Genomic DNA, 21586 nt, shown 5'->3' on the forward strand with positions numbered 1-21586 from the left:
CTCCCGTCCTGCCTACCGGTCGGTATGGTCGGCGTACTGCGCGTTCTCAGCGACGAGAGGCGGGACGGACGACATGGCGAAGCACTGGGCGGACTTCCAGTACGAGATCTATCTCAACGGAATGACGGGTGCCGTGCCGCGCCTGCCCACCGATCTGACCCGGCTGGAGGAGCTGACCGAACAGCGGCTCGGGCCCGGCCCGGTCGGCTACGTGGCGGGCAGCGCCGGGAACGGCAGTACGGCCCGCGCCAACCGGGCGGCCCTGGAGCGTCGCCGGATCGTGCCGCGCATGCTGCGGGACGTGCACGCACGGGATCTGTCGGTCGAGGTGCTGGGCCGGGCCCTGCCCGCCCCGCTGGCACTGGCCCCGGTCGGGGTGCTGTCGATCATGCATCCGGACGCCGAGTCCGCCGCCGCCCGGGCCGCCGCCGCGCAGGGCGTGCCGTACATCCTGTCGTCCGCGTCGAGCACGCCCATGGAGCAGGTCGCCGAGGCGATGGGCGACGCCGAGCGCTGGTTCCAGCTGTACTGGCCCAAGGACCCGGAGGTGGCCCGCAGTTTCCTGAACCGGGCGAGGGCGGCCGGGTTCAGCGTGCTCGTCGTCACCCTGGACACCCCGCTGCTGTCATGGCGCCCCCGGGATCTCGACCAGGCCTACCTGCCCTTCCTCCACGGCGTCGGCACGGCCAACTACTTCTCGGACCCGGTCTTCCAGGCGGGACTGGCCAAACCGGTGCACGAGGACCCGAACGCGGCCGTGACGCGTTTCGTCGGCATGTTCTCCGACCCGGCCAAGTCCTGGCCGGACCTGGCGTTCCTGCGGGAGAACTGGGACGGCCCGATCGTCCTCAAGGGTGTCCTGCACCCGGACGACGCGCGACTGGCCGCTCAGGCGGGCATGGACGGCGTCGTCGTCTCCAACCACGGCGGCCGCCAGGTGGCGGGGTCCGTGGCCGCCGCCGACGCGCTGTCCCGTGTCTTCAAAGCCCTCGCGCTGGGCGCGCGGGCGGTGCTCGTCGGACGCCCGTACGTCTACGGTCTCGGCCTCGACGGACAGCCCGGCGTCGAACACGTCATCCGCTGCCTCCTGGCCGAACTCGACCTCACCCTGGCTCTGTCGGGCCATGCCACGCCTGCGACGGTCGGTCCGTCCGATCTGACGGAGGAGCCGGGCTGAGGCGTGGGCGGGGGCGAGGCCGAGTTCACCACTCGGTCGTTCAGCGGTTCGGCGCTGTCACCTGCCGTGCGGTCGGGACGTCCTCCTCCGCGATCGACAGGGACCCCGCCGCCGTGGGCAGGGGCTCCGGCTGCCAGCGCTGTTCGTCGGACCGGTCGCGGACCTTGACGACGATGTCGGCGTCCGGGTCGTCGGAGGTGGAGGCGAGGGCGAGCTGCTCGTCCCAGCGGGGCAGCAACTCCCCTCGTAGGGTGAGGTCGTAGCGCACGTCCTCGCTCCGCTCGGCGTCTCCCTCGGCGCAGGTGCCGAGCACGACGACGCCCGCGTCCTTGTGCGAGTCCAGGCACAGCCCGGGATCGGCGACGCTGCGCAGCAGCCCGTCGTTCTCGTACGTCCACTGCTGGGTCCACGCCGTCGAGCACGACTCCAGCTTCGCCCCCGAGCCCTCCTTCGGCAGGTCCCGGATGTCGAGGCACAGGTCGGCGCCGGCGTTGCGCAGCCGTGTCACGCCCGGCGCCGTGGGCAGCCCGGCCGTGTCCGGCGGAGTCACGGACCCGCCGCCCTCGCCGCCCGCCGCGCTGTTGGAGCCGGCCGGGTCGGCCTGGCCGCCGTCGTACGACGAGGCGCTCATGATGAGCACCGTCGCCAGCACTCCGGCCGACACCGCGCCGACGCCCGAGAGCAGCGCCCGGGACGACCGCAGCGCGTCGGGGATCCGGACGCCCGGGACCCGGCGGGCCGGCATGGGGATCCTGGACAGCAGACGGTGGCGCGCGTTCCCGGACCGCCCGCCGCCGCGCCGGCCGCCGCGACCGCTCCGGGTGCCGTGCGAGGCCCGGCCCGGACGGGAGTCGAGGTAGCGGCGGGCACCCCAGCCGAGCACCGCTTCGGCGATCAACGGGCCGAGACCGCCCTCGAAATGGCTCAGTTGCTCGGCCGCGTTCCGGCAGTAACGGCACTCCGCCAGATGCTCCTGGACGTCCGGCAGCAGTGCGCCGCCCCGGCGGATCGGGACGTCGAGGAGGCGGTTGTAGAACCGGCAATCATGGGTCGGCGCGAGTTCACGATGGGCATGTACACAACCCTCGCGGAATTTGTCACGCGCCTGTTCGAGTGCGGCCGACGCGATGTCGGCATCCATACCCAGCAGGCCGGCGGGGACGCTTAAAGGATCTGCCTCGACCTCGACGTGCCAGAGCAAAGCGCGCGCGACGGAGGGAAGTGCCTGGAATGCCCGCTCCGCGAGTGCCCGGTTTTCGGGCGTCATGGACGTCGCTGCGCGCAGCCCCCGCCCTCCGGCCGGTTTCTGCAGCGCCGGGAGTACGGCGGATATTCGATCGTCGCCGGACCACTCCCGGATGGTGTCGCGCACGGTCACCAGAAGAATCGGGCGCAGCGCCACGGCCGAGTCGCCGAAGGCGACGCGGTTGAGGGTCCGGTGGAAGGCGGTCCCGGTCACCATGGCGGCGACCTGCGCCGACGAGGCGAGACAGATGACCGCGTAGTCGTGCACCGGCTGCCAGTGCCGCGCTGTCAGCAGCGCGACGGAATGGGCGGCGACCTCGCCCTCCGGGCTGCCTCTCAGCGGAGCGGCGAGTGATTCATCGGATTCCCCGGGATCCCCGCCGGGCGGGGGATACGGGGGACGAGGGGGGTGGGGGGTGGGCACTGAGATGGTTCCTTCCCACGCGCAGGTGACACACAGAAGTCCTGCCGCCGAAAAAGGAGCCCGGTTGGTGCGAACCTTTTCTGGCGCGGCGCGGGGGGTGCGAATTCACCGGCGGTGAATCGGCCCCGGTTCACAAATCACGTGCGACACCCGGCCATTCCCCCCGCACGTGTGTTTCACTCTTGCACAACCCCCACACGACCAACAAGGCGCCCGTGCGACATCCGGCCCATTGACAGAAAGTCAGAAGAGGGAACGCGCGTACGCCGCTCGTACCTGTTTTCGACATTTCCGTGCGCCCTGTGTGAATCGGGTCAGATCTGCCAGGACCGCAGCCGGTCCGCCGCACCGTAGACGTCGGTCGCGTTGGACATCAGGTCGCGGGCCAGGTCGACGAGGGCGCCGTAGGGCGGGTCGATGCCGACGCCGCTGACGAACATGTACGCCACGGCCGTCGCACAGGCGAAGCGGGCGTTGGCCGTGGGCAGCGGCCGGAGCACGGCGAGGGTGTGCAGCAGCGCGGCGGCCCGCCAGGCCGCGTCGGAGTTCACCCCGAGGCGCGGCGGGTCGACGCGGTGCCGGGCGACGGCGGCGACCAGCGCGGAGAAGTCGTTGACGGTGGGCTGGTCCGGCAGGACCTCCTCATGGCGCTGCAGCAGCCAGGGCACGTCGATATGGATGACGGGTGCCATCGGTCAGGCGGCCCGCCCTTCGTCCTTCGCGGACGGCTCGTCGTCGGGGAAGGCGGCGGCGAACTCGTCGGCGTGGGTCGCGAAGAACCGGCGGAAGGCCTCCGCGCCCTCCTGGAGCGCCCGGTGGCGCGCTATGTCGGCCGCTGCCGCCTCCCGGACGAGCGCCTTCATCGACGTACCGCGCTCCTTGGCGATCTGCCGCAGGTCCTCGAGTTCGCGGTCGCTGAACTCCACGTTGAGAGCTGGCATGCCCTCAAGGTACCGCTCGGGTACTGACTCGTAAATATGCCCAGGTCAGAGAGGAATCAGACGGTACCTGGGAGCGGTACACCCCGGCGATGTCACATTCCGGGCCCCCGCCCCGGTCTCAGTGGTGAACACGTCTCCGGGAGGACCACGCATGACCGAGATCACCACACCCGGCGCCGACGCCCCGGTCGACGAGGCGACCGGGGTGTTCGTCGACCATCGCGAGCTGCTGTTCGGCATCGTCTACAACATGCTCGGCGGTGTCGCCGACACCGAGGATGTCCTGCAGGAGACCTGGCTGTCCTGGACGGCCCGAGGTGGTGGCGATCCCCTGGCCGGCGTCGGCAACCCCCGGGCCTATCTCGTACGGGTGGCGGTCAACCACGCGCTGCGCCGCCGTGCCGCGATCAGCCGCAGGCGGGACACCTACGTCGGCCAGTGGCTGCCCGAGCCCCTGGTCGCCGACGGCGAGGCCGAGACCGCCGACGGGCCCGCCCTGCGCTCCGAGTCGGTGTCGCTGGCGATGCTGGTCGTCCTGGAGTCGCTGACCCCGTTGGAGCGGGCCGTGTTCGTCCTGGGCGAGGTGTTCGGCTACCCGCACGCCGAGATCGCGGAGGTCATCGACCGCTCCCCCGCCGCCGTACGGCAGTTGGCGCACCGGGCCCGGGAGCATGTGCGGGCGCGGCGGCCGCGGTACGAGGCGCATCCGCGGGTGCGGCGGGAGGCGACCGAGAGGTTCGTGCGGGCGGCGCTCGGCGGGGACATCGCCGCGCTGATGGAGGTCCTCGCGCCGGACGTCACGGCGTGGACGGACGCCGGCGGCAAACGCAGGCCGGCGAGCCTGCGCCCGGTGCACGGCCGGGACAAGGTGGCCCGCCTGCTCACGTCCGGGCGCGGCGGTCCGGGCAACCCCGTCTGGCGCTACCGCCGCGTCAACGGGGACGACGCCGCCGTGCTTTTCGACGGGGCCGCGCCCTTCGCCGTCCTGGTGCTGGACCTCACCCCGGAGGGCGACCGGGTGTCCGGCATCTATGTCGTGGCCAATCCGGACAAACTCGCCCACCTGCCCAAGGAGGACGCGTGACGGTCCGGGGCCGGCCCGCTCAGGACCGGGAGCGGCAGAACTCCCGGACGGTCCGGTTGAAGGCCTCCGGGGCTTCGATGCTGCTGAGGTGCCCGACGCCCGGGAGCACGACCAGCGTGGCCTGCGGGATCGCCGCCAGGAACGGGTGGGCGACCTGCTCCACCGGGGAGCGTCTGTCGAGCTCGCCCCAGAGCAGGAGGGTCGGCACCTTGATCGTGGGCAGCAGGTCGCGCTGGTCGGCCTCGGCCATGACGGTGAGCTCGGTCCGCATGGTCTGGGGGCGCGTGTCGGCCGACATCACGGACATCAGGCGTACGGCTTCGGCGGGCGGCGGGCCCGCGAACAGGCCCGGCATGGTCGGGGCGAAGTCCTCGGCCGGGACCGCCAGCAGCCGCTCGGCTCCCTCGACCCGCGCCCGCACCTCCGCCGCGGGCAGCGAGCCCTTCCACCCTGCGTAGGTGTCGACGAGGAGCAGCGTCCTGACGAGATCGGAGTGGTGCCGGTAGAGCTCCAGCACGATGGTCCCGCCCCAGGACAGGCCGAGGACATGGGCCGGGCCGAGGCCCACGTCCTTGATGACGGCCGCCAGACAGCGGGCGTAGTCGGCGAGGGTGAAGGAGGGCGGTACGTCGGAGGAGCGGCCGGCTCCCGGTTCGTCCCAGGCGACCACGGTGAACGCGTCGGCCAGGTCGGCGACCTGGCCACGCCAGAGGCGGGCGTCCGTCGTGGCGCCGTGCACGAGCACCAGGGGCGGGCCCGAGCCCACCCGGTCGTAGGCAACCTCGATGCCGTCTACTCGCACCGCGTGCATGTGACCAGGCTACGCGCGGGTGCCGGGGGCGTCCTGTCGGCGGACTCCCCCGGCACCGGGCACGTTCCCTACCCCTGGTCCGCCACGAAGGCGGCCATCCGGGTCAGGGCGGCGTTCCAGTTGATCGTGTGCTCGTTGGTCGACCAGGACTGGATGTCGTCGATGTAGCAGAACTGCCCGACGCAGCCCTGGAGTTTGCTCTGTGCGTAGGGGTCCTGGATGCTCGAGTTCGGCCCGCCGGCCAGGGTGCCGTTCGGCGGGTGGGGCAGGCCGGGGTCGAGCTGACGCGCGTACCAGCGGCTGTGCTGGTTCTGGGCGCTGACCTCGCCGTAGCCGGTGACGTAGGAGATGTTCAGCGCGTTGCGGCCCAGGATGTAGTCCATGCTCTGCAGGGCGCCGTCGCGGTACTTCGAGGCGCCGGTGATGTCGTACGCGGTGGCCAGGACGACGGCGTTGTTGAGGACCTGGTGACTGGAGCCCCAGTCGTACTTGTTGCCGTCGGGCGCGTAGGGCATGCCGTAGGGGTGGCCCTTCAGGGTGGCCAGGTAGCGGTCGGCGCCCTTGACGACGGACTCGCGCACCTTGTCCCGGCCGGGCAGCTTGCTCGGGACCGTCGCGAGATCGAGGCGGCCCGCGGCGCCCGTGCGGGCCCAGTCGAAGCCGAGGGGCTTGAAGAGGTCGGCCGTGTGGACCGGGGACTTCAGGACGTATTCCTCGAACTGCTTCTCCCCCGTGCTGAGATACAGCTCGGCCGCCGCCCAGTAGAAGTCGTCGGTCACGTCGTTGTCCGGGTAGGCGCCACCGCCGACGCCGTCGCTCTCGGAGGCGTAACGGCCGGGGTGCGCGAGCGCCGCCGACCAGGCCGTGCGGGCGGCGGCCAGGGTCTTGTCGGCGAACGCCTTGTCGTAGGACCGGTACAGGCGGGCCGCCTGCGCGGCCGTGGCGGCCAGGTTCAGGGTGGCGGCGGTGGACGGCGGGTGCAGTTCGCGCTTCTGCGGGTCGTCGCCGGGCAGCAGCGGCAGTCCGGTCCACTGCTCGTCGTGCATCTTGTGGTGGGCCATGCCGGCCAGCGGCTTCCCGGCGGGCACCTGCATCTTGAGCAGGAACTCCAGCTCCCAGCGGGCCTCGTCGAGGATGTCCGGGACCTGGTTGCCGCTCTCGGGGATGGCGAGCGTGCCGTCGCCGAGCTTGTCCGCGTCGCCGGTGCGGGCGTGCAGCGCGCGTTCGTGGGTGCTCAGCAGCTCCCAGGTGGAGATGCCGCCGTTGACGACGTACTTGCCGTGGTCGCCGGCGTCGTACCAGCCGCCGCTGACGTCGAGGCTGTAGTCGCACACACCCGGCTGGCACGGCACAGCGGTGTCGCCCTGGTTGGGTGCCACTCCGACGTGGCCGGCCCGGCGGCCGTACCCGGGCCGCAGGTCCTCGCGGATCTCGACGCCGCTGCGCTGGGTGTAGTAGTACTTCGCCGAGTCGAGGCGGAGCCGTTCCCAGACGCTCGCGTCGACGTCGAAGGGACGGCTGGCCTCGCCGTCGGCGACCAGGGTGAGGCCGGTGCCCTTCGTGCGGTACGCGCCGAAGTCGATCGAGTGGACGTTCTGGCCGGAGGAGGCGTCGGTCCCGCGCGGCACGGTCGTGCCCCGGGCGACCACGGTGCCGCGGGCGTTCTTCAGCTCCCAGGGCAGCTTCGCCGTGGCATCGGTGACCAGGGTGGCGTTCTTCGGCCCGGCGGGCAGGTAGGCGACCTGGTTGACGCGGACCCGGGGGCCGGTGTCGGGCTCGTACGGCTCCGGCACGACGCCGCCCAGCAGCGAGACGTCGTCCATGCAGAAGCGCCAGGCGTCCGCGCTGCCGCCGAGCTGGAAGCCGACCTGGCCCTGCGCGGTGTCGACGGGCGAGGTGAAGGTGTAGGAGTAGCGGTCGCCGGAGACGCTGAGCTGCGGCGTCACCTCGTAGTAGGTGTCGTACGGGGACACCGACAGGCCCACGATCGCCCGCACCACGTGCCCGGCGGGCGTGCCGGTAGCGCTGAAGGAGAAGCGGTACGACTCCCCCTTCACGAGGGTGATGTCGTTCTGCCCGACGGCGGCGTCCCAGCGGTTGGCGGTGCCGCCGGGTACGTCGGCACAGAGCCGGCCGTCGGAAAGACCCCCGGTGACGTTGCTGGTCGTCCACCAAGGGGCTGTGGTGGTGTCGAAGGCGCCGTTCTTGACCTGTTCGACCTCTTCGGCCCCGGCCGGTGCCGAGGGCAGCGCGGTGAGGGCGGTCGCCAGGAGGGCCGTCAGGGACAGCAGTGCGGTTCTGCGTCGTTTCACGTCCGGGCTCCTCTGGAGAGGGGCGGGTGACGCTCGGCGTGGGAGCGCTCCCAGATACGGATGCCCGCCATGGTTGTGGCTGATGTGACACTCCGTCAACGGTCCGGACGGGACTGGCTGTCCGTCACCCGTCCGGACCAGCGTGTCTAGACGGTGTCCAGCCGGCTGATGCGCATCGCCCCCCGCGCCTCGTCGGGATGGCGGCTCGTCAGGGTGAGCCGGATCCGGGAGCCGCGGACGGACTCGAAGGTGATCACGGTGGGGGTGTCGGAGGCGGTGGCCCAGTCGATCGCGGTGTCCCGCACGGCCCGCCACGACCGGCCGTCCCACACCGCCGCCTCGATCGCCGCGGGCAGGCTGTGCTTGGCGTCCACCGTGAAGGAGACGTCCACCCTGTCGAAGGCGCGGGTGCGCCCGTGGTCGACCGAGACCCAGTCCTCGGCGCGGGCCCCGTCGAAGGCGGGCAGCAGGGCCGTGGCCTGCTTGAAGAAGCCGTTGGACCAGCCGGTGGCCGGATCGCCGTCGAGCATGGCGGCGGGCAGGGTGTCCGGGCGGCCGGAGTAACTGGCGTCGGCGTGCGGGTAGTCCACCGGCGCCGGGTGCTCCGGCCTGAACGCGGGCGGGGTCGTCTCGGCCCGGTCCCGGGTACTGGTGGCGCGTACGGTCGCCGTGCCTGTGCGCAGGCCGTCGGCGCGGGCGGTCACCTTCACCGTTCCCGGCTTCGTGCCGGAGCGGACGATGGCGAGGGCCTTGCCGTGGTAGGCGGTGCGGGTGCTCGCCTGGTAGCGCTCGGCGCTCTCCTGGCGGCCGTTGTCGAGCCCGGCGAGGGAGCCGCCCGCCACCTCGAAGGAGATCAGGTGCTCCGCGCCGGGCACCACCACACCGCGCCGGTCGACCACCTCGGCGGTCACGAAGACCAGCGAACGGCCGTCAGCGGCGAGGGACTCGCGGTCCGGCGTGAGGCGTATCGCGTGCGGGGCGCCGGCGGTGCGCAGCACGTCGGTGGCGACCGTCTCGCCGTCCTTGCGCGCGACGGCCTTCAGCTCGCCGGGCTCGTAGGGCACCTGCCAGGTCAGGTGCAGCTTTCCGGCGCTGCCGTTCGGGCTGGTGTAACTGCCGGGCCAGGGGCCGTCGGTGAAGGTCTTGTCGTCGCCGGTCGCCTCGGTGGTCTCCAGGTACGTGCGGCCGTCGACGGTCTTCTTGGTGTCGAACCGCCGTACGCCCAGGGACTTTCCGTTGAGGTACAGCTCGACGGTGCCGACGTTGGCGTACGCCCAGACCTCGACCGTGTCGCCCTCGGCGTGGTTCCAGGTCATCGGCAGCAGATGGACCATCGGCTTGTCGGTCCACTGGCTCTGGAACAGGTAGTACATGTCCTTGGGGAAGCCCGCGGTGTCGACCGCACCGAAGAAGGACGCCTTGACCGGGAAGAGGTCGTACGGCGTGGGCTCGCCGATGTAGTCGATGCCCGACCACAGGAACTGCCCGGTGAACCACTTGCGGTCCCGGTCCTTCTTGTGGCCGTACTCGCCGCTCATGGTCCAGGAGGCGAGGTTGTTGTCGTAGGAGGAGGTCCCGCGCCTTCCGGGCGTGTGATTCTCGCCGGTGTTGAGGTGTTCGGGCTCCTGGTACTCGCCCCGGGTCGAGGTCTCCGAGGAGGACTCGGACTCGAAGAGGAAGAGGTGCGGGTAGGCCGCGTGCAGCTGGTCCACCGACTTGGCGGTGTTGTAGTTGAGGCCGAGGCCGTCCAGCTTGGCCAGCATCAGGTCGGCCGCGGAGCCCTTGGCGGGGAGGCGGCGGTACTTGTCGGAGCCGATGACCAGCGGGCGAGTGTCGTCGGCGGCCCTGATCGCGGCGATGACCCGGTCGGCCATGGCGAGGCCGGCGGTCGAGGTGGAGTCGGGGACCTCGTTTCCGATGGACCACATCAGCACGGCGGGCGAGTTGCGGGCCGCCAGCACCATCTCGGTGGCGTCCCTCTCGCACCACTCGTCGAAGAACCGGCCGTAGTCGTACCGGTTCTTCCCGGTGCGCCAGCAGTCGAATGCCTCCACCAGCATGACGACGCCCAGTTCCTCGCAGACCTGGATCACTTCGGGCGCGGGCGGGTTGTGGGAGGTGCGCAGGGCGTTGACGCCCATGGATCGCATGATCTCCAGCTGGCGGCGGACGGCGTCGATGCTGACCGCGGCCCCGAGTGCGCCCAGGTCGTGGTGGAGGTCGACGCCCTTGAGCTTGTGGTGGGTGCCGTTGAGGAAGAAGCCCTCGTCCGGGTCGAAGCGGAAGGTGCGGAAGCCGAAGGGCGTGCGGTAGGTGTCGGTGGTCCGGCCGCCGACGCGCAGTTCGGTGTGCAGGGTGTAGCGGTGCGGGGCTTCGATGTCCCACAACTCGGGGCGTTTGACGGTGAGTTCGTGGGTCTCGGTCCGTTCGTCGGTGACGGCGACGGTGGAGGAGGTGCGGGCGACCGTGCGGCCCTTCCGGTCGACGATCCGGGAGACGACCTCGACGTCCGCGCCCGCGCCCGACGCGTCGACGACCGAGGTGTCGATCCGTACGACGGCCCGCTCGGCGGAGATCTCGGGCGTGCGGACATAGGTACCCCAGCGGGCCACGTGCACCGGCTCTGTGATCACCAGGCGGGCCTCGCGGTAGATGCCGCTGCCCGAGTACCAGCGGCTGCTGGGGAGCCGGTTCTGGACCTTGACCGCGATCACGTTCCGGGTGGTGCCGTCGGTGTGCACCAGGTCGGTGAGGTCGAAGGCGAAGCCGGTGTAGCCGTAGGGGTGGCGGCCGGCCTCCTCGCCGTTGCAGTAGACGTGGGAGTCCATGTAGACGCCGTCGAACTCCACCGAGATCCGCTGGCCGGCGAGGTCCGGCGGGAGGGTGAAGGCGAGGCGGTACCAGCCGAGGCCGCCGGGCAGGAAGCCCGTGCCGCTGGTGGTGCCGTGCTCGGTGGTGGGGGCCTGCTCGATGCTCCAGTCGTGCGGGACGGCGACCTCACGCCACCGGGAGTCGTCGTAGCCGGGCAGGGCGGCGTCGGCGTAGGCGCCGGTCGGGTCGGTGGTGCCGCCCGGGTCGACCAGCGCGAAGCGCCAGCCGTCGCGCAGGGCGACGGTACGGCGGGCGGACTTGTCGCGCGCCTCCTCGGCGGCCCACGCCTCCGGGGTGCCGAGCAGCGCTCCGGCCGCGGGCGCGGCCGCCGAGGCGAGCAGGACCGATCTGCGCGTGACCGACATGACGGCTCTCCCTCATGAAAACCCAGAAGCACTCATAACTGATCGCGAACAAACAGATTCTGTCGAGGTGTCACACAGGGCCGTCAAGGGTGCGGCACCATCCTTCTGTCCCAGGCGTCACATCGGCCGGAATCACGCCCCGACCCCGCACGGCCGGGTGCTGCCGGGGTTACCGGTTCACGCCGGGCGCCTACGGACTAGGCTGGAACTCAAGCGACCTCTCTGATCACTGTGAGTGTCCGTATGGAGTGGCGACGATGAGCCCGCACGAGCCGTTCGACGATGACGGGGCGGCGCGTGCCGTCATCGCCGCCGACGGCGTGCTCACCGAGTGGAGCGAGGGCGCCAGTCGGCTGCTGGGTCACACCGCCGCCGAGGTCGTCGGCCGCCCGGCCGCAGAACTGCTGGCCGACGACGTGGACGCGCCGCCCCCGCCCCGCGATGCCCGCTGGAGCGGCATGCTCGCGCTGCGTCACCGCGACGGCCGCACCGTGTCCGTGTGGGTGCTCGCCCACCGCAGACCGCCAGAGGGTGAGACGGCCGAGTGGTTCGCGGTGTCCCCGCCGGAGGCCGACGACGTGGGGCCGTCGGAGGACCCGCTGGTGCGGGCCGCCCTCACCCAGTCACCCTGCGCCACGATGATCTTCGACGAGGGGCTGCGGCTGCGCGGCGTCAACGACGCCATGGCGGACCTCCTCGGGATGCCCGCCCACCGCCTGCGAGGTCTGAGACCCACCGACATCGGCAGCCGGCCGCAGAACACCGAGCTCGAGGAGAACCTTCGCCGGGTGCTGCGCACCGGTCGGCGGCAGGACATGCAGACGTACATGAAGGCCAGCGGCGAGAGCCGGGGCGCGCACGCCTGGCTGGCCCGGATCGCCCCGCTCACCGACCCGGCCGGCGAGGTGCGGGGCGTCTGCGTGACCGCCCACGACTTCAGCGAGCAGTACCGGTCACGGGAACGGCTGCACCTGGTCAACGAGGCGAGCGTGCGCATCGGCACCACCCTCGACGTCACCCGTACGGCCCAGGAGCTGGCGGACGTGTGCGTCCCGGCGCTCGCCGACTTCGTCAGCGTCGACCTGCTCGACACCCGGGAGCACGGCGGCGAGTCCGCGGGGCCGCCCGTCCCGCCGGTGAGTCTGCGCCGGGCTGCCCACCAGTCGGTCAACACGGGCAGCCCCGAGGCCGTCGCCAAGCCGGGGCAGGTGGAGGTCTACCCGGCGTCCTCCCCGCAGGCGGCCTCGCTGATCGTGGGCCACGCGGTGGTGGCCTCGGGTTCGGAGGACGACCTCGAACGCTGGCTCGCCTGGGACCCGGTGCGCTTCCGCCGGGTCCGCGAGTACGGCATCCACTCCACGATGTCCGTCCCGCTCCAGGCCAGGGGCACCATCCTCGGGGTCGCGGTCTTCACCCGTTTTCGGCGCCCCGAGGACTTCACGGACGACGATGTGCTGCTGGCCGAGGAAGTCACGGCCCGGGCCGCCGTCTGCATCGACAACGCGCGCCGCTACTCCCGCGAGCGGGAGACGACCCTCACGCTGCAGCGCAGCCTGCTGCCCCGGCACCTTCCGAGCACCGCCGCCGTGGAGGCGGCCTCCCGCTATCTGCCGGCCACCCGCTCCGGGGTGGGCGGCGACTGGTTCGATGTGATCCCGCTGTCCGGGATGCGGGTCGCCATGGTCGTCGGCGACGTCGTCGGCCACGGCATCCAGGCCTCGGCCACCATGGGCCGGCTGCGTACCGCCGTCCGCACCCTCGCCGACATCGACCTGGCACCCGACGAACTGCTCACCCACCTCGACGACCTGGTCGTCCGGCTGTCCCAGGAGTCCGGCGGCGAAGAGGCGGCCGGCACCGGGGAGGTGGGCGCGACCTGCCTCTACGCGGTGTACGACCCGGTGTCGCGGCGCTGCACCCTGGCCCGGGCCGGACACCCGCAGCCCTTCCTGGTCCCACCGGACGGCCCGGCCCGGCAGCTCGACCTGCCCTCCGGCCCCCCGCTCGGTGTCGGAGGGCTGCCGTTCGAGAGCGCCGAAGTGGAGCTGCGGGAGGGCAGTGTCCTGTCGTTCCACACCGACGGGCTGCTCTCGAGCCGCGAACGGGACGTCGACACCAGCCAGCGGATGCTCCGCGAGGCCCTGTCGGTGCCCGCCGGCTCGCTGGACGAGATCTGCGACGGCGTGCTGCAGGCCCTGCTCCCCGCCGGCGGCTCCGCCGACGACGTGGCCCTGCTGCTGGCCCGCACCCGGGGCCTGCCGTCCTCCCAGGTCGCGACGTGGGACATCCCGGCCGACCCGGCGCTGGTGGCCCCCATCCGCAAGCAGGTCGTCGAACAGCTCGAGCGCTGGGCGCTGACCGAGGCCACGTTCACCGCGGAGCTGGTGGTGAGCGAGCTGGTCACCAACGCCATCCGCTACGGCGCCAAGCCCATCCGGCTGCGGCTGATCCACGACGCGGACACCCTGATCTGCGAGGTGTCCGACACCAACCACACGGCCCCGCATCTGCGCCGGGCCAAGACCTGGGACGAGGGGGGCCGCGGTCTGCTCCTGGTCGCCCAGCTCACCCAGCGCTGGGGCAGCAGGCACACCGCGGACGGCAAGACGATCTGGGCGGAGCTGACGACGCTCGACGCGATGTGACCGTTCTTACCGGAGCCTGGTTTCATGGGCGGGCACCGCCTGAGACACGCCCCGGAGGACCTCGCCCTGAACACCCCGCTCGCCGAAGTCCTGTCCGTGGCGCTGCTGGCCGCGGTGCTGGGCTGGGCCGTCATCCGTCCCAAGGGGCTGCCCGAGGCCGTACTGGCGGTTCCGGCCGCCGGGCTCGCGGTCGCCGTCGGCGTGATCCCGCCCACACACGCGTGGGAGGAGATCCAGCGGCTGGGGCCCGTGGTCGGGTTCCTCGCGGCCGTACTGGTGCTCGCCCACTTCTGCGACGTCGAGGGACTCTTCACGGCGTGCGGGGCGTGGATGGCCCGCTGGGCGGCGGGACGTCCCGGGCGGCTGCTGACCGCCGTGTTCGCACTGGCCTCCGTCATCACCGCCGTGCTCAGCCTGGACGCCACGGTCGTCCTGCTGACACCGGTCGTGCTCGCCACCGCCACCAGGATGGGCGTCCAGGCCCGGCCGCACCTCTACGCGTGCGCGCACCTGTCGAACACCGCCTCGCTGCTGCTGCCGGTCTCCAACCTGACCAACCTCCTCGCCTTCACGGCGAGCGGGCTGAGCTTCACCCGGTTCACGGCGCTGATGGCCTTGCCCTGGCTGGTCGCGATCGGCGCCGAGTACTTGATCTTCCGGCGCTTCTTCGCCCGGGAACTGGCCGCCCCCCTCCCGGCAGCCGACCCTGACCGGCCTCCCGAGCTGCCGCTGTTCGCCCTGGTCACGGTGGGCTGCACACTGGCCGGGTTCGTGGTGGCCTCCGCCCTCGGGATCGCACCGGCGTGGGCCGCGCTGGCGGGTGCGCTGGTGCTGGCCGGGCGGGCGCTGCTGCGCCGGCGGGCCACCCCGCTGACGGTGGTGCGGTCCGCGGCCCCGGCCTTCCTGGCGTTCGTGCTCGCGCTCGGCGTGGTCGTGCGCGCCGTCGTCGACAACGGGCTCGCCGACGCTCTCCACCGTGTGCTGCCCGACGGCTCGGGCCTGCTCGCGCTGCTGGGCGTGGCCGCGCTGGCCGCCGTCCTGGCGAATCTCATCAACAACCTGCCCGCGGTGCTGGTGCTGCTGCCGCTGACCGCCGGGGCCGGTCCCGGAGCCGTGCTGGCGGTGCTGCTCGGCGTGAACATCGGCCCCAACCTGACCTACGCCGGTTCGCTGGCGACCCTGCTGTGGCGGCGGATCGTGCACCAGGACGGGCACCGCGTCGAGCTCGGGGAGTTCACCCGGCTCGGGCTGCTCGCGGTGCCCGCCGCGCTGGTGCCGGCCGTGGTGGCGCTGTGGCTGTCCCTGGGGGTCGTCGGGGGCTGAGCAGCGCCCGGTGGTCAGCGGCCGCGACCGCCGTATCCGTAGCCGTATCCGTAGCCGTATCCGTAGCCGGGGTGGCCGTATCCGTAGCCGGGATAGCCGTCGTCGCCGTTCCCGGAGCAGTGGTAGCCGTAGTAGTGGCACGTGGTGCTGGGCGACGGGCTCGTGGGCGCCGGCGGGGACGTCGACGGAGCGGCGGTCGGGGTGGGGGCCGGCTCGGGTGTCCTCGACGGTGTCGGGGTGGGGGTCGGGGTGGGCTCGGGCTGCGGCACCGGAGCGGCGGCCTCCCAGTTGACGGCCTCCATCTGGAGGTCGGTCTTGGAGGTGTCGATCACCCAGCGCTGGACCTCGTCGTCCGCCCGGGTCTTGAGGACCAGGGACCCCGAACCGTCGGTCGCGGCCGGAGCGAGAGCGAGTTCCTGGTCCCGGCGGGGCACCAGGGCGCCCTGGAGTACGAAGTCGTAGCTGATGTCCTTGGTGTCGGGCCGGGACGGGCCGGTGCAGGGGGCCAGCCGCACCGAATAGCCGAGCCGCGAGTCCAGGCACAGGCCGGGGGCGGCACCGTTGCGCAGCAGCCCGTCGGTCTCGTACGTCCACTGCTGGGCGGGGTCCGAGGAGCAGGTGGTGAGTTCTGTCTCCGCGCCCTCGACGGCCTTCTTGCCGTCGACGCCGACGCACAGTCCCGAGGCGATGTTCAGCAGCCGCCCGCGCAGGGCGCCCTTGCGGGCCTCGCCCGCGCCGATCCAGGACGGGTCGCCGGTCGGCTTGCCCGCGCCCGGGTCCGCTGCCTCGGAGGACCGGTCCGCGCCGGGCGCAGGGGCGGTGTCGCCGGAGTTGCCTATGGACCACAGGACCAGCGGGAGGACGACCAGACCGCTGACGGTCAGGATGCCCACGGTGAGGTTACGGCGACGGGCGGCACGGCGGGCCGCCTTGTGGGCGGATCTGCGGGAAGCGGTGCGGGGACCCACGGCGTCCGGGCCGGGGGCCGTCCCGCCGGCCGGTGGCGGCGCGTCGGGCGGGGTGGTGGGGAATGCCTCATGGGCGTGGCGGAGGGCCTGCGTCTGCCTGTCTCGCGTCTGGACCCGGATCCGCGGTGGGGTCCCCGCTTCCCCTGCGGCCGCGGGGGCGGCCGGCGCGGTCACCGGGTCGGCGGGGTCGGTGAACGACTCCCCGACCGCGCCCGCGAGGGCCACGGGGTCAGGGAACGCCGCGCGCGCGGCATCGGCCGGTTCCGGGCCGGCCATGTCCCCGGGAACGCCGGCCTCCTGGGAGACTTCCGCGGCTCCGATCGACGCACTCTCCGCGTACTCCTGCCCGCCCCAGCCCAGCACCGCCTCGGCCAGGGCGACGCCGAGCCCGTGGTTGAACCGGTCGAGCTGGTCCGCGGCGGCGCTGCAGTGCCCGCATCCCTCGATATGCGCGCGTAGATCGGGGTCGACGTCGAGGGCGCCACGCCGGTACGTCACGTCGAGCAGGCGCAGATAGCGCCGGCAGTCCTCGTCGGGGGCGGTTTCGCGGTGCAGCTGGAGGCACTCCTCGCGCATCCGGTCGCGGGCCCGGCCCAGTTCGACGCGCGCGCCCTCCTCGTCCAGTCCGAGCAGCCCGGCGGGAGCCGCGAGCGGTTCGGCCTCGACCTCGATGTGCCACAGCAGGCAGCGGGCCGACTGGGGCAGCCGGTGGAAGGCCCCGGACAGCAGGCGCCGGTGCCGCTGCGGCAGCAGCCGGGCGGCCGGGCGCTCTCCGTCACCGGTCTCGGATCTCAGCTCCGGGTGGAGCATGTCGCTTCGGTGGTCGCCGGCCCACTCGGCCGCGATCCGCCGCACGGTGACGAGCAGTTGGGGCCGCCAGGCGGCCGTCGGTCCGTTCTGGCGCAGGCTTTCGCCGAAGAGCCGGGTGAAGGCGGCGGTGGTGAGCATTCCGGCGAAATGCGGACCGGCGGTGCACAGCCGGGCGTAGGCGAAAGCCGACTCCCAGTGCCGGTCCAGTAGTTCGCCGACGGGCTGGAGCGCGGGCGTCGCGCCGGTCCACTTCCTGAGCTCGGCGCTCAGTTGCTCGTCCGTCGGGCCGAACCTGCGGGCCGGGGCCGGGGAATTCGACGGACTTGCGTCGTTCACGGCTGCATTCCTCTCAAGGACATGCGGAATAAAGTCCATACCAAGGGGTATGCCGGCACGGCGGCCTCGCGCATACGAAAGAACGGCGTGCTGTCCGCACGCCGACAGGGCACACCTTTGCACAGCTCAGCGACAGTGAACAAGAGATCTCGCGGTTTCGTGCATTGCGTAGGCGGCCAGGGCTTTTTGACAAAATGTCAATCAGCGGCGCGAAAGGGATTTCCGGGCTGCCCGCGCGGCTTTCAAGGCAGGTATTCGCCCGGTTCCCGTCGCCGTCCGGAAACCGCTGGGCCGGACGGGTCTCCGTACCTTGTCCGGTACGCGCCGGGCGGTATCCCGTAGCGGTCGCGGAAGACACGGTTGAAGTGGAACGGGCTGGCGAAACCCGAGGCCGCGGCCGCCCGCTCCACGGGCAGGTCGGTGCCCTCCAGCAGCCGCGCGGCGTGCCGCAGCCGGGCCTCGCGCAGGGCGCGCATGGGCGACTGGCCGAGCTGCCGGCTGAACAGGTGGGCGAACCGGGACGGCGACAGGGCGACACTCTCGGCGAGTGAGCGGACGGTGTGCGGGGCGCCCGGGTCGGCGGCGATCAGTTCCTCGGCCCGGCGGATCCGCGGGTCGACGCCCGGGCGGGATGCGGCCGGCCGGGCGCCCGCGGCAGTGAGGAGGACGATCTCCTCCAGTGCGCACAGGGCGAGTTCGCGGGCCGCGCTGCCGTGTGCGACGGCGACCTGTCCGTCCGGGGACGCCGGTGCGGGCGGTGCCTCGGTCCCCGTCCAGCGGGCGTCGGTGTGCATCCGCCGGAAAGCCGACTCGACGCGGCCGTGCACACCGGCCGGGGCGGACGCGACCACGTACAGCCCGTCGCCGGCGTCGTACGGCCGCAGCCACCCGGCCCACGACGGGCGGGCCTGGCAGTGCGCCCACCAGAACCGCCAGTGCCGGGCGCCGGGCTCCACCGCGTAGCCGTGCGGGACCCCCGGGGCCAGCACCACGAGGTCACCCGCGCCGACCGAGGTCTCCACCGCGCCCTGCCGCAGCCGGCCCCGGCCTCCCGTGGTCCAGGTGAACAGCCAGCTCGCGGAGCCACGCGGGCGGCTGACGGCGTAGCCGGGCGGCTGGTCGAAATGGCCGAGCACGACCAGGCCGGGCGGCGGAGCGGGGTCCCCGTCGTTCCCGTTCTCAGCAGTGCCGGGCAATCCGTCAGCACGCACGGGCATCCTCCTCGACCGCTCGGCGGCCTAGCGTCTTGTACCGAGGCCACCTGACCGAGGAGTGCGCTCATGACAGTCACGGGCAACGGCGCCGCCGGCGCTTCCATCCTGGACCCCGCCGGGCTCCGGCGATACCGGGAGGGGTTCGAGGAGGACGGTTTCACGGTGGTGCGCGGGCTCTTCGGGGCCGACGAGATCGAGCGGCTGTGCGGTGAGTTCGCGGCACTGCACGCGGCCGGGCCGGTTCCCGGGCACTTCCAGCCGCGTGTGTCCGGGGCGGACGCGGATCCGCTGCACGTGTGGCCTCGGGTGATGCACCCGCACGAGATCAACGGCCTCGCCCGGGATGTCCTGCTGGACGCCCGGCTGCGGACGGTCCTGGAGGTGCTCCTCGGGGAGGAGGTACTCGCCGCGCAGAGCATGTTCTACTTCAAGCCGCCGGGTGCCCGGGGACAGGCGCTGCACCAGGACAACTTCTATCTGCGGGTGGAGCCGGGCACCTGTGTGGCCGCATGGGTGGCGTGCGATGTGATCGACCGCGAGAACGGCGGCCTGGAGGTCGTGCCGGGCACGCACCGGATGGACGTGTTCTGCCCGGAGGAGGCGGACGAGGGGGTTTCCTTCGCCCGGGAGTACGTTCCGCCGCCGCCCGGGCTGGCGGCCGTGCCGGTGGACATGTCTCCGGGGGATGTCCTGTTCTTCAACGGCAGTCTGGTGCACGGGTCGCAGCCGAACCGTTCGGGTGACCGGTTCCGGCGGTCGTTCATCGGGCACTATGTGGGGCGGTCGGCGGAGCGGATCGGGCGGTTCTACCGGACGTTGACGATGAGCGGGGCGCCGGTCGCTCTGGAGGAGAGCGAGGGGGCGGGGCCCTGCGGGACGGAGTTCGCGCCGCCGCAGGGGCCTCACTGATCGGTTGTCCGCGGGCTCGTCGTGGCTGGTCGCGCCCACGCCGCGGAGCCGCGCATCAATACAGCCCCGCGCCCCTGAAGGCAGGGCGTTTCAGTGCCCGGCGACGGGATGGGGCGTGTAGGGACGCTCCAGCTCCTCCAGCTCCTTGTCTGTCAGCCGGAGTTCCACGGCTGCCACCGCGTCCTCCAGATGCCCGGGCTTCGACGCTCCGACGACGGGTGCCGTCACCGTGGACTGGTGGAGCAGCCAGGCCAGGGCCACCTGGGCTCGGGGCACGCCTCGGTCGGCGGCGATGCGGGTGACGGCCTCGACGATGGTGCGGTCGCCCTCCTGGTACAGGTTGCTGCCGAAGGTGTCGGTGGCGCTGCGCTCGGTCGTGGTGTCCCAGTCTCGGGTGAGGCGGCCGCGGGCGAGCGGGCTCCAGGGCAGGACGCCCACGCCCTGGTCCGCGCAGAGGGGCAGCATCTCGCGCTCCTCCTCGCGGTAGACGAGGTTGTAGTGGTTCTGCATGGAGACGAAGCGCGTCCAGCCGTTCAGGCGGGCCGTGTACTGGGCCTTGGAGAACTGCCAGGCGTACATCGAGCTGGCCCCGATGTAGCGGACCTTGCCGGCCTTGACGACGTCGTGCAGGGCCTCCATCGTCTCCTCGACCGGGGTGTGCGGGTCGAAGCGGTGGATCTGGTAGAGGTCGACGTAGTCGGTGCCGAGGCGGGTCAGGCTCTGGTCGAGCTCGGTGAGGATCGCCTTGCGGGACAGTCCGCCGCCGTTCGGCCCGGGCCGCATCCGGCCGTGCACCTTCGTCGCGAGCACGATCTCGTCGCGGCGGGCGAAGTCGCGCAGGGCACGGCCGGTGATCTCCTCGCTGGTGCCGTCGGAGTAGACGTTGGCCGTGTCGAAGAAGTTGATCCCCGCCTCGACCGCCTGCCGGATCAGCGGGCGCGAGGCCTCTTCGTCGAGGGTCCACTCGTGACGGCCGCGGTCGGGCAGGCCGTAGGTCATGCACCCCAGACAGATCCGGGAGACGTCCAGGCCCGTCGAACCGAGCTTCACGTACTGCATCGTTGCTGCTCCTGCCTTCGGGAGGGGGTTCCAGGGGGAGCGTACGTGCTCGTGTGCGCTCGAAGGCAGGGTGCGCCCGACCGGCTGACGGGCCGTCATCGTTGCTGCCCCCAGGTGACCGCACGGCGTGGGAGCGGCGGGGTGGCCGGACCGCTGCCGCATCCTCGGCGCAGGTGACCGGCGCCCGGCCGGTCGACGGCGTACGGGAGCAGGCGTGGCGGCACGACGGAGGACACTCAGGATCCTGACCGGGGCGGCCGCGGCGTCCCTCGCCCTGGTCTCGACCGCCTGGAGCCGGCCGGCCCCGCCCGGGTACGAGGTCCGGTCCCAGGCTCCGGCGGCCGAGGGACCGGCGACGCTGTGCGCGCCCGCGGGCACCCTGCGCGGAGCGGACGGCGAGCGGGCCGACGTCGGTCTTTGCGCGGGCAGCGGCACCCCGATGATGGCGGTCTCGGCCCCCGCGAGCTGCGGCCGTCGCGGCACGTCCGTCCGGTACGCCTGTCTGACCTCCGGCACCTGGACGGCGAAGCGCCAGGGCAGGACGGCCGCCTCCGGGACGCTCCCCGGCTCGCAGCCGTACCCGGGCCCGGGTACCTACGACGTCACGGCCACCGTGCACGTCCGCTCCACCCCGAGCGGTGTGGATCTGCGGGGTACGGTCCGGACCACCCTCACCCTGAGCGCGCCGAAGCAGCCGCCCACGCACCGCGTCGAGGTCGACCGGACTACCCTGCGTCGCGGGGCCACCACCACGCTGACGTACCGGGTGTACCGCGACAGCGAACAGGGCGACGGCAGTGCCCGCTTCGGGCTGATCGGCGAGGAGAGCAAAGGGGTGCGGATCAGCACGGCGGACGCCCGGTGCGTCAACCCGCTGATCGGGCGGGCCCCGTCCGAGGCCAGGCTGACGCACTCCGTGGACTGTGCGCTGACCGATCTCCAGCCGGGCCGTCCGGCCACCGTCCGGGTCCAGGTCACTCAGGGGTCCGCCTGCTCGACGGTGGTCTCGAAGCTGGGCTACTGGATGCCGCGCGGGCAGGCGCTCTACACCGGCGGCATGGTGGAGGGGCCCACGGTCGGCTGCGGCTGACG

The 21586-nt window shown here is 72.3% G+C and carries 15 protein-coding genes; 6 read left to right on the forward strand and 9 right to left on the reverse strand.

Features of this window, described 5'->3' with window-relative positions:
* The first annotated feature begins 73 nt into the window (after positions 1–73).
* On the forward strand, positions 74–1177 hold the full coding sequence (locus ACFZBT_RS35000) for an alpha-hydroxy-acid oxidizing protein (protein WP_391112534.1): 1104 nt from the start codon (positions 74–76) through the stop codon (positions 1175–1177).
* A gap of 40 nt (positions 1178–1217) precedes the next feature.
* On the opposite strand, the gene ACFZBT_RS35005 is transcribed toward ACFZBT_RS35000, so the two are convergent.
* From ACFZBT_RS35005 to ACFZBT_RS35015, 3 genes are all read right to left on the reverse strand, one after another.
* The gene (locus ACFZBT_RS35005; protein ID WP_391112537.1) at positions 1218–2846 is read right to left on the reverse strand and encodes a ricin-type beta-trefoil lectin domain protein; all 1629 of its coding nucleotides are present in this window, start codon (positions 2844–2846) and stop codon (positions 1218–1220) included.
* 314 nt (positions 2847–3160) lie between these two features.
* Complete coding sequence (locus tag ACFZBT_RS35010; protein ID WP_391112540.1) at positions 3161–3538, reverse strand: toxin Doc; 378 nt, start codon at positions 3536–3538, stop codon at positions 3161–3163.
* 3 nt (positions 3539–3541) lie between these two features.
* Entirely contained in the window at positions 3542–3787 is a 246-nt protein-coding gene (locus tag ACFZBT_RS35015; protein WP_391112543.1) for a hypothetical protein, read from the reverse strand.
* Between the two features lie 151 nt (positions 3788–3938).
* Here ACFZBT_RS35015 and ACFZBT_RS35020 point away from each other — a divergent pair, with 151 nt between their 5' ends.
* Positions 3939–4871 carry a sigma-70 family RNA polymerase sigma factor gene (locus ACFZBT_RS35020; protein ID WP_391112546.1) on the forward strand — a complete coding sequence of 311 codons (933 nt, stop codon included), beginning with the start codon at positions 3939–3941 and terminating at the stop codon, positions 4869–4871.
* Between the two features lie 19 nt (positions 4872–4890).
* Here the strand turns inward: ACFZBT_RS35020 and ACFZBT_RS35025 are convergent, their stop codons facing one another.
* The 3 genes from ACFZBT_RS35025 to ACFZBT_RS35035 all read right to left on the reverse strand — a co-directional run bounded on the left by ACFZBT_RS35025 (position 4891) and on the right by ACFZBT_RS35035 (position 11230).
* Positions 4891–5682, reverse strand: a complete 792-nt coding sequence (locus tag ACFZBT_RS35025; RefSeq protein ID WP_391112549.1) for an alpha/beta fold hydrolase — start codon at positions 5680–5682, stop codon at positions 4891–4893.
* Between the two features lie 68 nt (positions 5683–5750).
* The gene (locus tag ACFZBT_RS35030; protein ID WP_391112552.1) at positions 5751–7994 is read right to left on the reverse strand and encodes a glycoside hydrolase family 9 protein; all 2244 of its coding nucleotides are present in this window, start codon (positions 7992–7994) and stop codon (positions 5751–5753) included.
* A 146-nt stretch (positions 7995–8140) separates the two neighbouring features.
* Positions 8141–11230: a glycoside hydrolase family 2 TIM barrel-domain containing protein gene (locus ACFZBT_RS35035; RefSeq protein ID WP_391112555.1), complete on the reverse strand. Its 3090-nt coding sequence runs from the start codon at positions 11228–11230 to the stop codon at positions 8141–8143.
* Positions 11231–11487: 257 nt separating this feature from the next.
* Here ACFZBT_RS35035 and ACFZBT_RS35040 point away from each other — a divergent pair, with 257 nt between their 5' ends.
* Positions 11488–13875, forward strand: a complete 2388-nt coding sequence (locus ACFZBT_RS35040) for a SpoIIE family protein phosphatase (protein ID WP_391112557.1) — start codon at positions 11488–11490, stop codon at positions 13873–13875.
* A gap of 24 nt (positions 13876–13899) precedes the next feature.
* Positions 13900–15198: an SLC13 family permease gene (locus ACFZBT_RS35045; protein ID WP_391112560.1), complete on the forward strand. Its 1299-nt coding sequence runs from the start codon at positions 13900–13902 to the stop codon at positions 15196–15198.
* Between the two features lie 14 nt (positions 15199–15212).
* Here the strand turns inward: ACFZBT_RS35045 and ACFZBT_RS35050 are convergent, their stop codons facing one another.
* The gene (locus ACFZBT_RS35050) at positions 15213–17312 is read right to left on the reverse strand and encodes a ricin-type beta-trefoil lectin domain protein (protein WP_391112563.1); all 2100 of its coding nucleotides are present in this window, start codon (positions 17310–17312) and stop codon (positions 15213–15215) included.
* 242 nt (positions 17313–17554) lie between these two features.
* Positions 17555–18529 (reverse strand): helix-turn-helix domain-containing protein, encoded by a 975-nt coding sequence (locus tag ACFZBT_RS35055; RefSeq protein ID WP_391112566.1) that lies wholly within the window; start codon positions 18527–18529, stop codon positions 17555–17557.
* A 63-nt stretch (positions 18530–18592) separates the two neighbouring features.
* On the opposite strand from ACFZBT_RS35055, the gene ACFZBT_RS35060 reads away from it, so the two are divergent.
* Positions 18593–19435: a phytanoyl-CoA dioxygenase family protein gene (locus tag ACFZBT_RS35060; RefSeq protein ID WP_391112569.1), complete on the forward strand. Its 843-nt coding sequence runs from the start codon at positions 18593–18595 to the stop codon at positions 19433–19435.
* 90 nt (positions 19436–19525) lie between these two features.
* On the opposite strand, the gene ACFZBT_RS35065 is transcribed toward ACFZBT_RS35060, so the two are convergent.
* Positions 19526–20494: an aldo/keto reductase gene (locus ACFZBT_RS35065; RefSeq protein ID WP_391112571.1), complete on the reverse strand. Its 969-nt coding sequence runs from the start codon at positions 20492–20494 to the stop codon at positions 19526–19528.
* A gap of 214 nt (positions 20495–20708) precedes the next feature.
* Between ACFZBT_RS35065 and ACFZBT_RS35070 the strand changes: the two genes are divergently transcribed.
* Positions 20709–21584 (forward strand): hypothetical protein, encoded by an 876-nt coding sequence (locus tag ACFZBT_RS35070; protein ID WP_391112574.1) that lies wholly within the window; start codon positions 20709–20711, stop codon positions 21582–21584.
* Positions 21585–21586 lie beyond the last annotated feature (2 nt).

This window comes from Streptomyces sp. NPDC008137 (assembly GCF_042957035.1).
GTDB lineage: Bacteria > Actinomycetota > Actinomycetes > Streptomycetales > Streptomycetaceae > Streptomyces.

Bases quoted from the DNA above. Each gene is read 5' to 3' on its own strand.
- ACFZBT_RS35000 (WP_391112534.1), top strand. From the start codon at position 74: ATGGCGAAGCACTGGGCGGACTTCCAGTACGAGATCTATCTCAACGGA.
- ACFZBT_RS35010 (WP_391112540.1), bottom strand. From the start codon at position 3,538: ATGGCACCCGTCATCCATATCGACGTGCCCTGGCTGCTGCAGCGCCAT.
- ACFZBT_RS35015 (WP_391112543.1), bottom strand. From the start codon at position 3,787: ATGCCAGCTCTCAACGTGGAGTTCAGCGACCGCGAACTCGAGGACCTG.
- ACFZBT_RS35020 (WP_391112546.1), top strand. From the start codon at position 3,939: ATGACCGAGATCACCACACCCGGCGCCGACGCCCCGGTCGACGAGGCG.
- ACFZBT_RS35025 (WP_391112549.1), bottom strand. From the start codon at position 5,682: ATGCACGCGGTGCGAGTAGACGGCATCGAGGTTGCCTACGACCGGGTG.
- ACFZBT_RS35035 (WP_391112555.1), bottom strand. From the start codon at position 11,230: ATGTCGGTCACGCGCAGATCGGTCCTGCTCGCCTCGGCGGCCGCGCCC.
- ACFZBT_RS35040 (WP_391112557.1), top strand. From the start codon at position 11,488: ATGAGCCCGCACGAGCCGTTCGACGATGACGGGGCGGCGCGTGCCGTC.
- ACFZBT_RS35045 (WP_391112560.1), top strand. From the start codon at position 13,900: ATGGGCGGGCACCGCCTGAGACACGCCCCGGAGGACCTCGCCCTGAAC.
- ACFZBT_RS35055 (WP_391112566.1), bottom strand. From the start codon at position 18,529: ATGCCCGTGCGTGCTGACGGATTGCCCGGCACTGCTGAGAACGGGAAC.
- ACFZBT_RS35060 (WP_391112569.1), top strand. From the start codon at position 18,593: ATGACAGTCACGGGCAACGGCGCCGCCGGCGCTTCCATCCTGGACCCC.
- ACFZBT_RS35065 (WP_391112571.1), bottom strand. From the start codon at position 20,494: ATGCAGTACGTGAAGCTCGGTTCGACGGGCCTGGACGTCTCCCGGATC.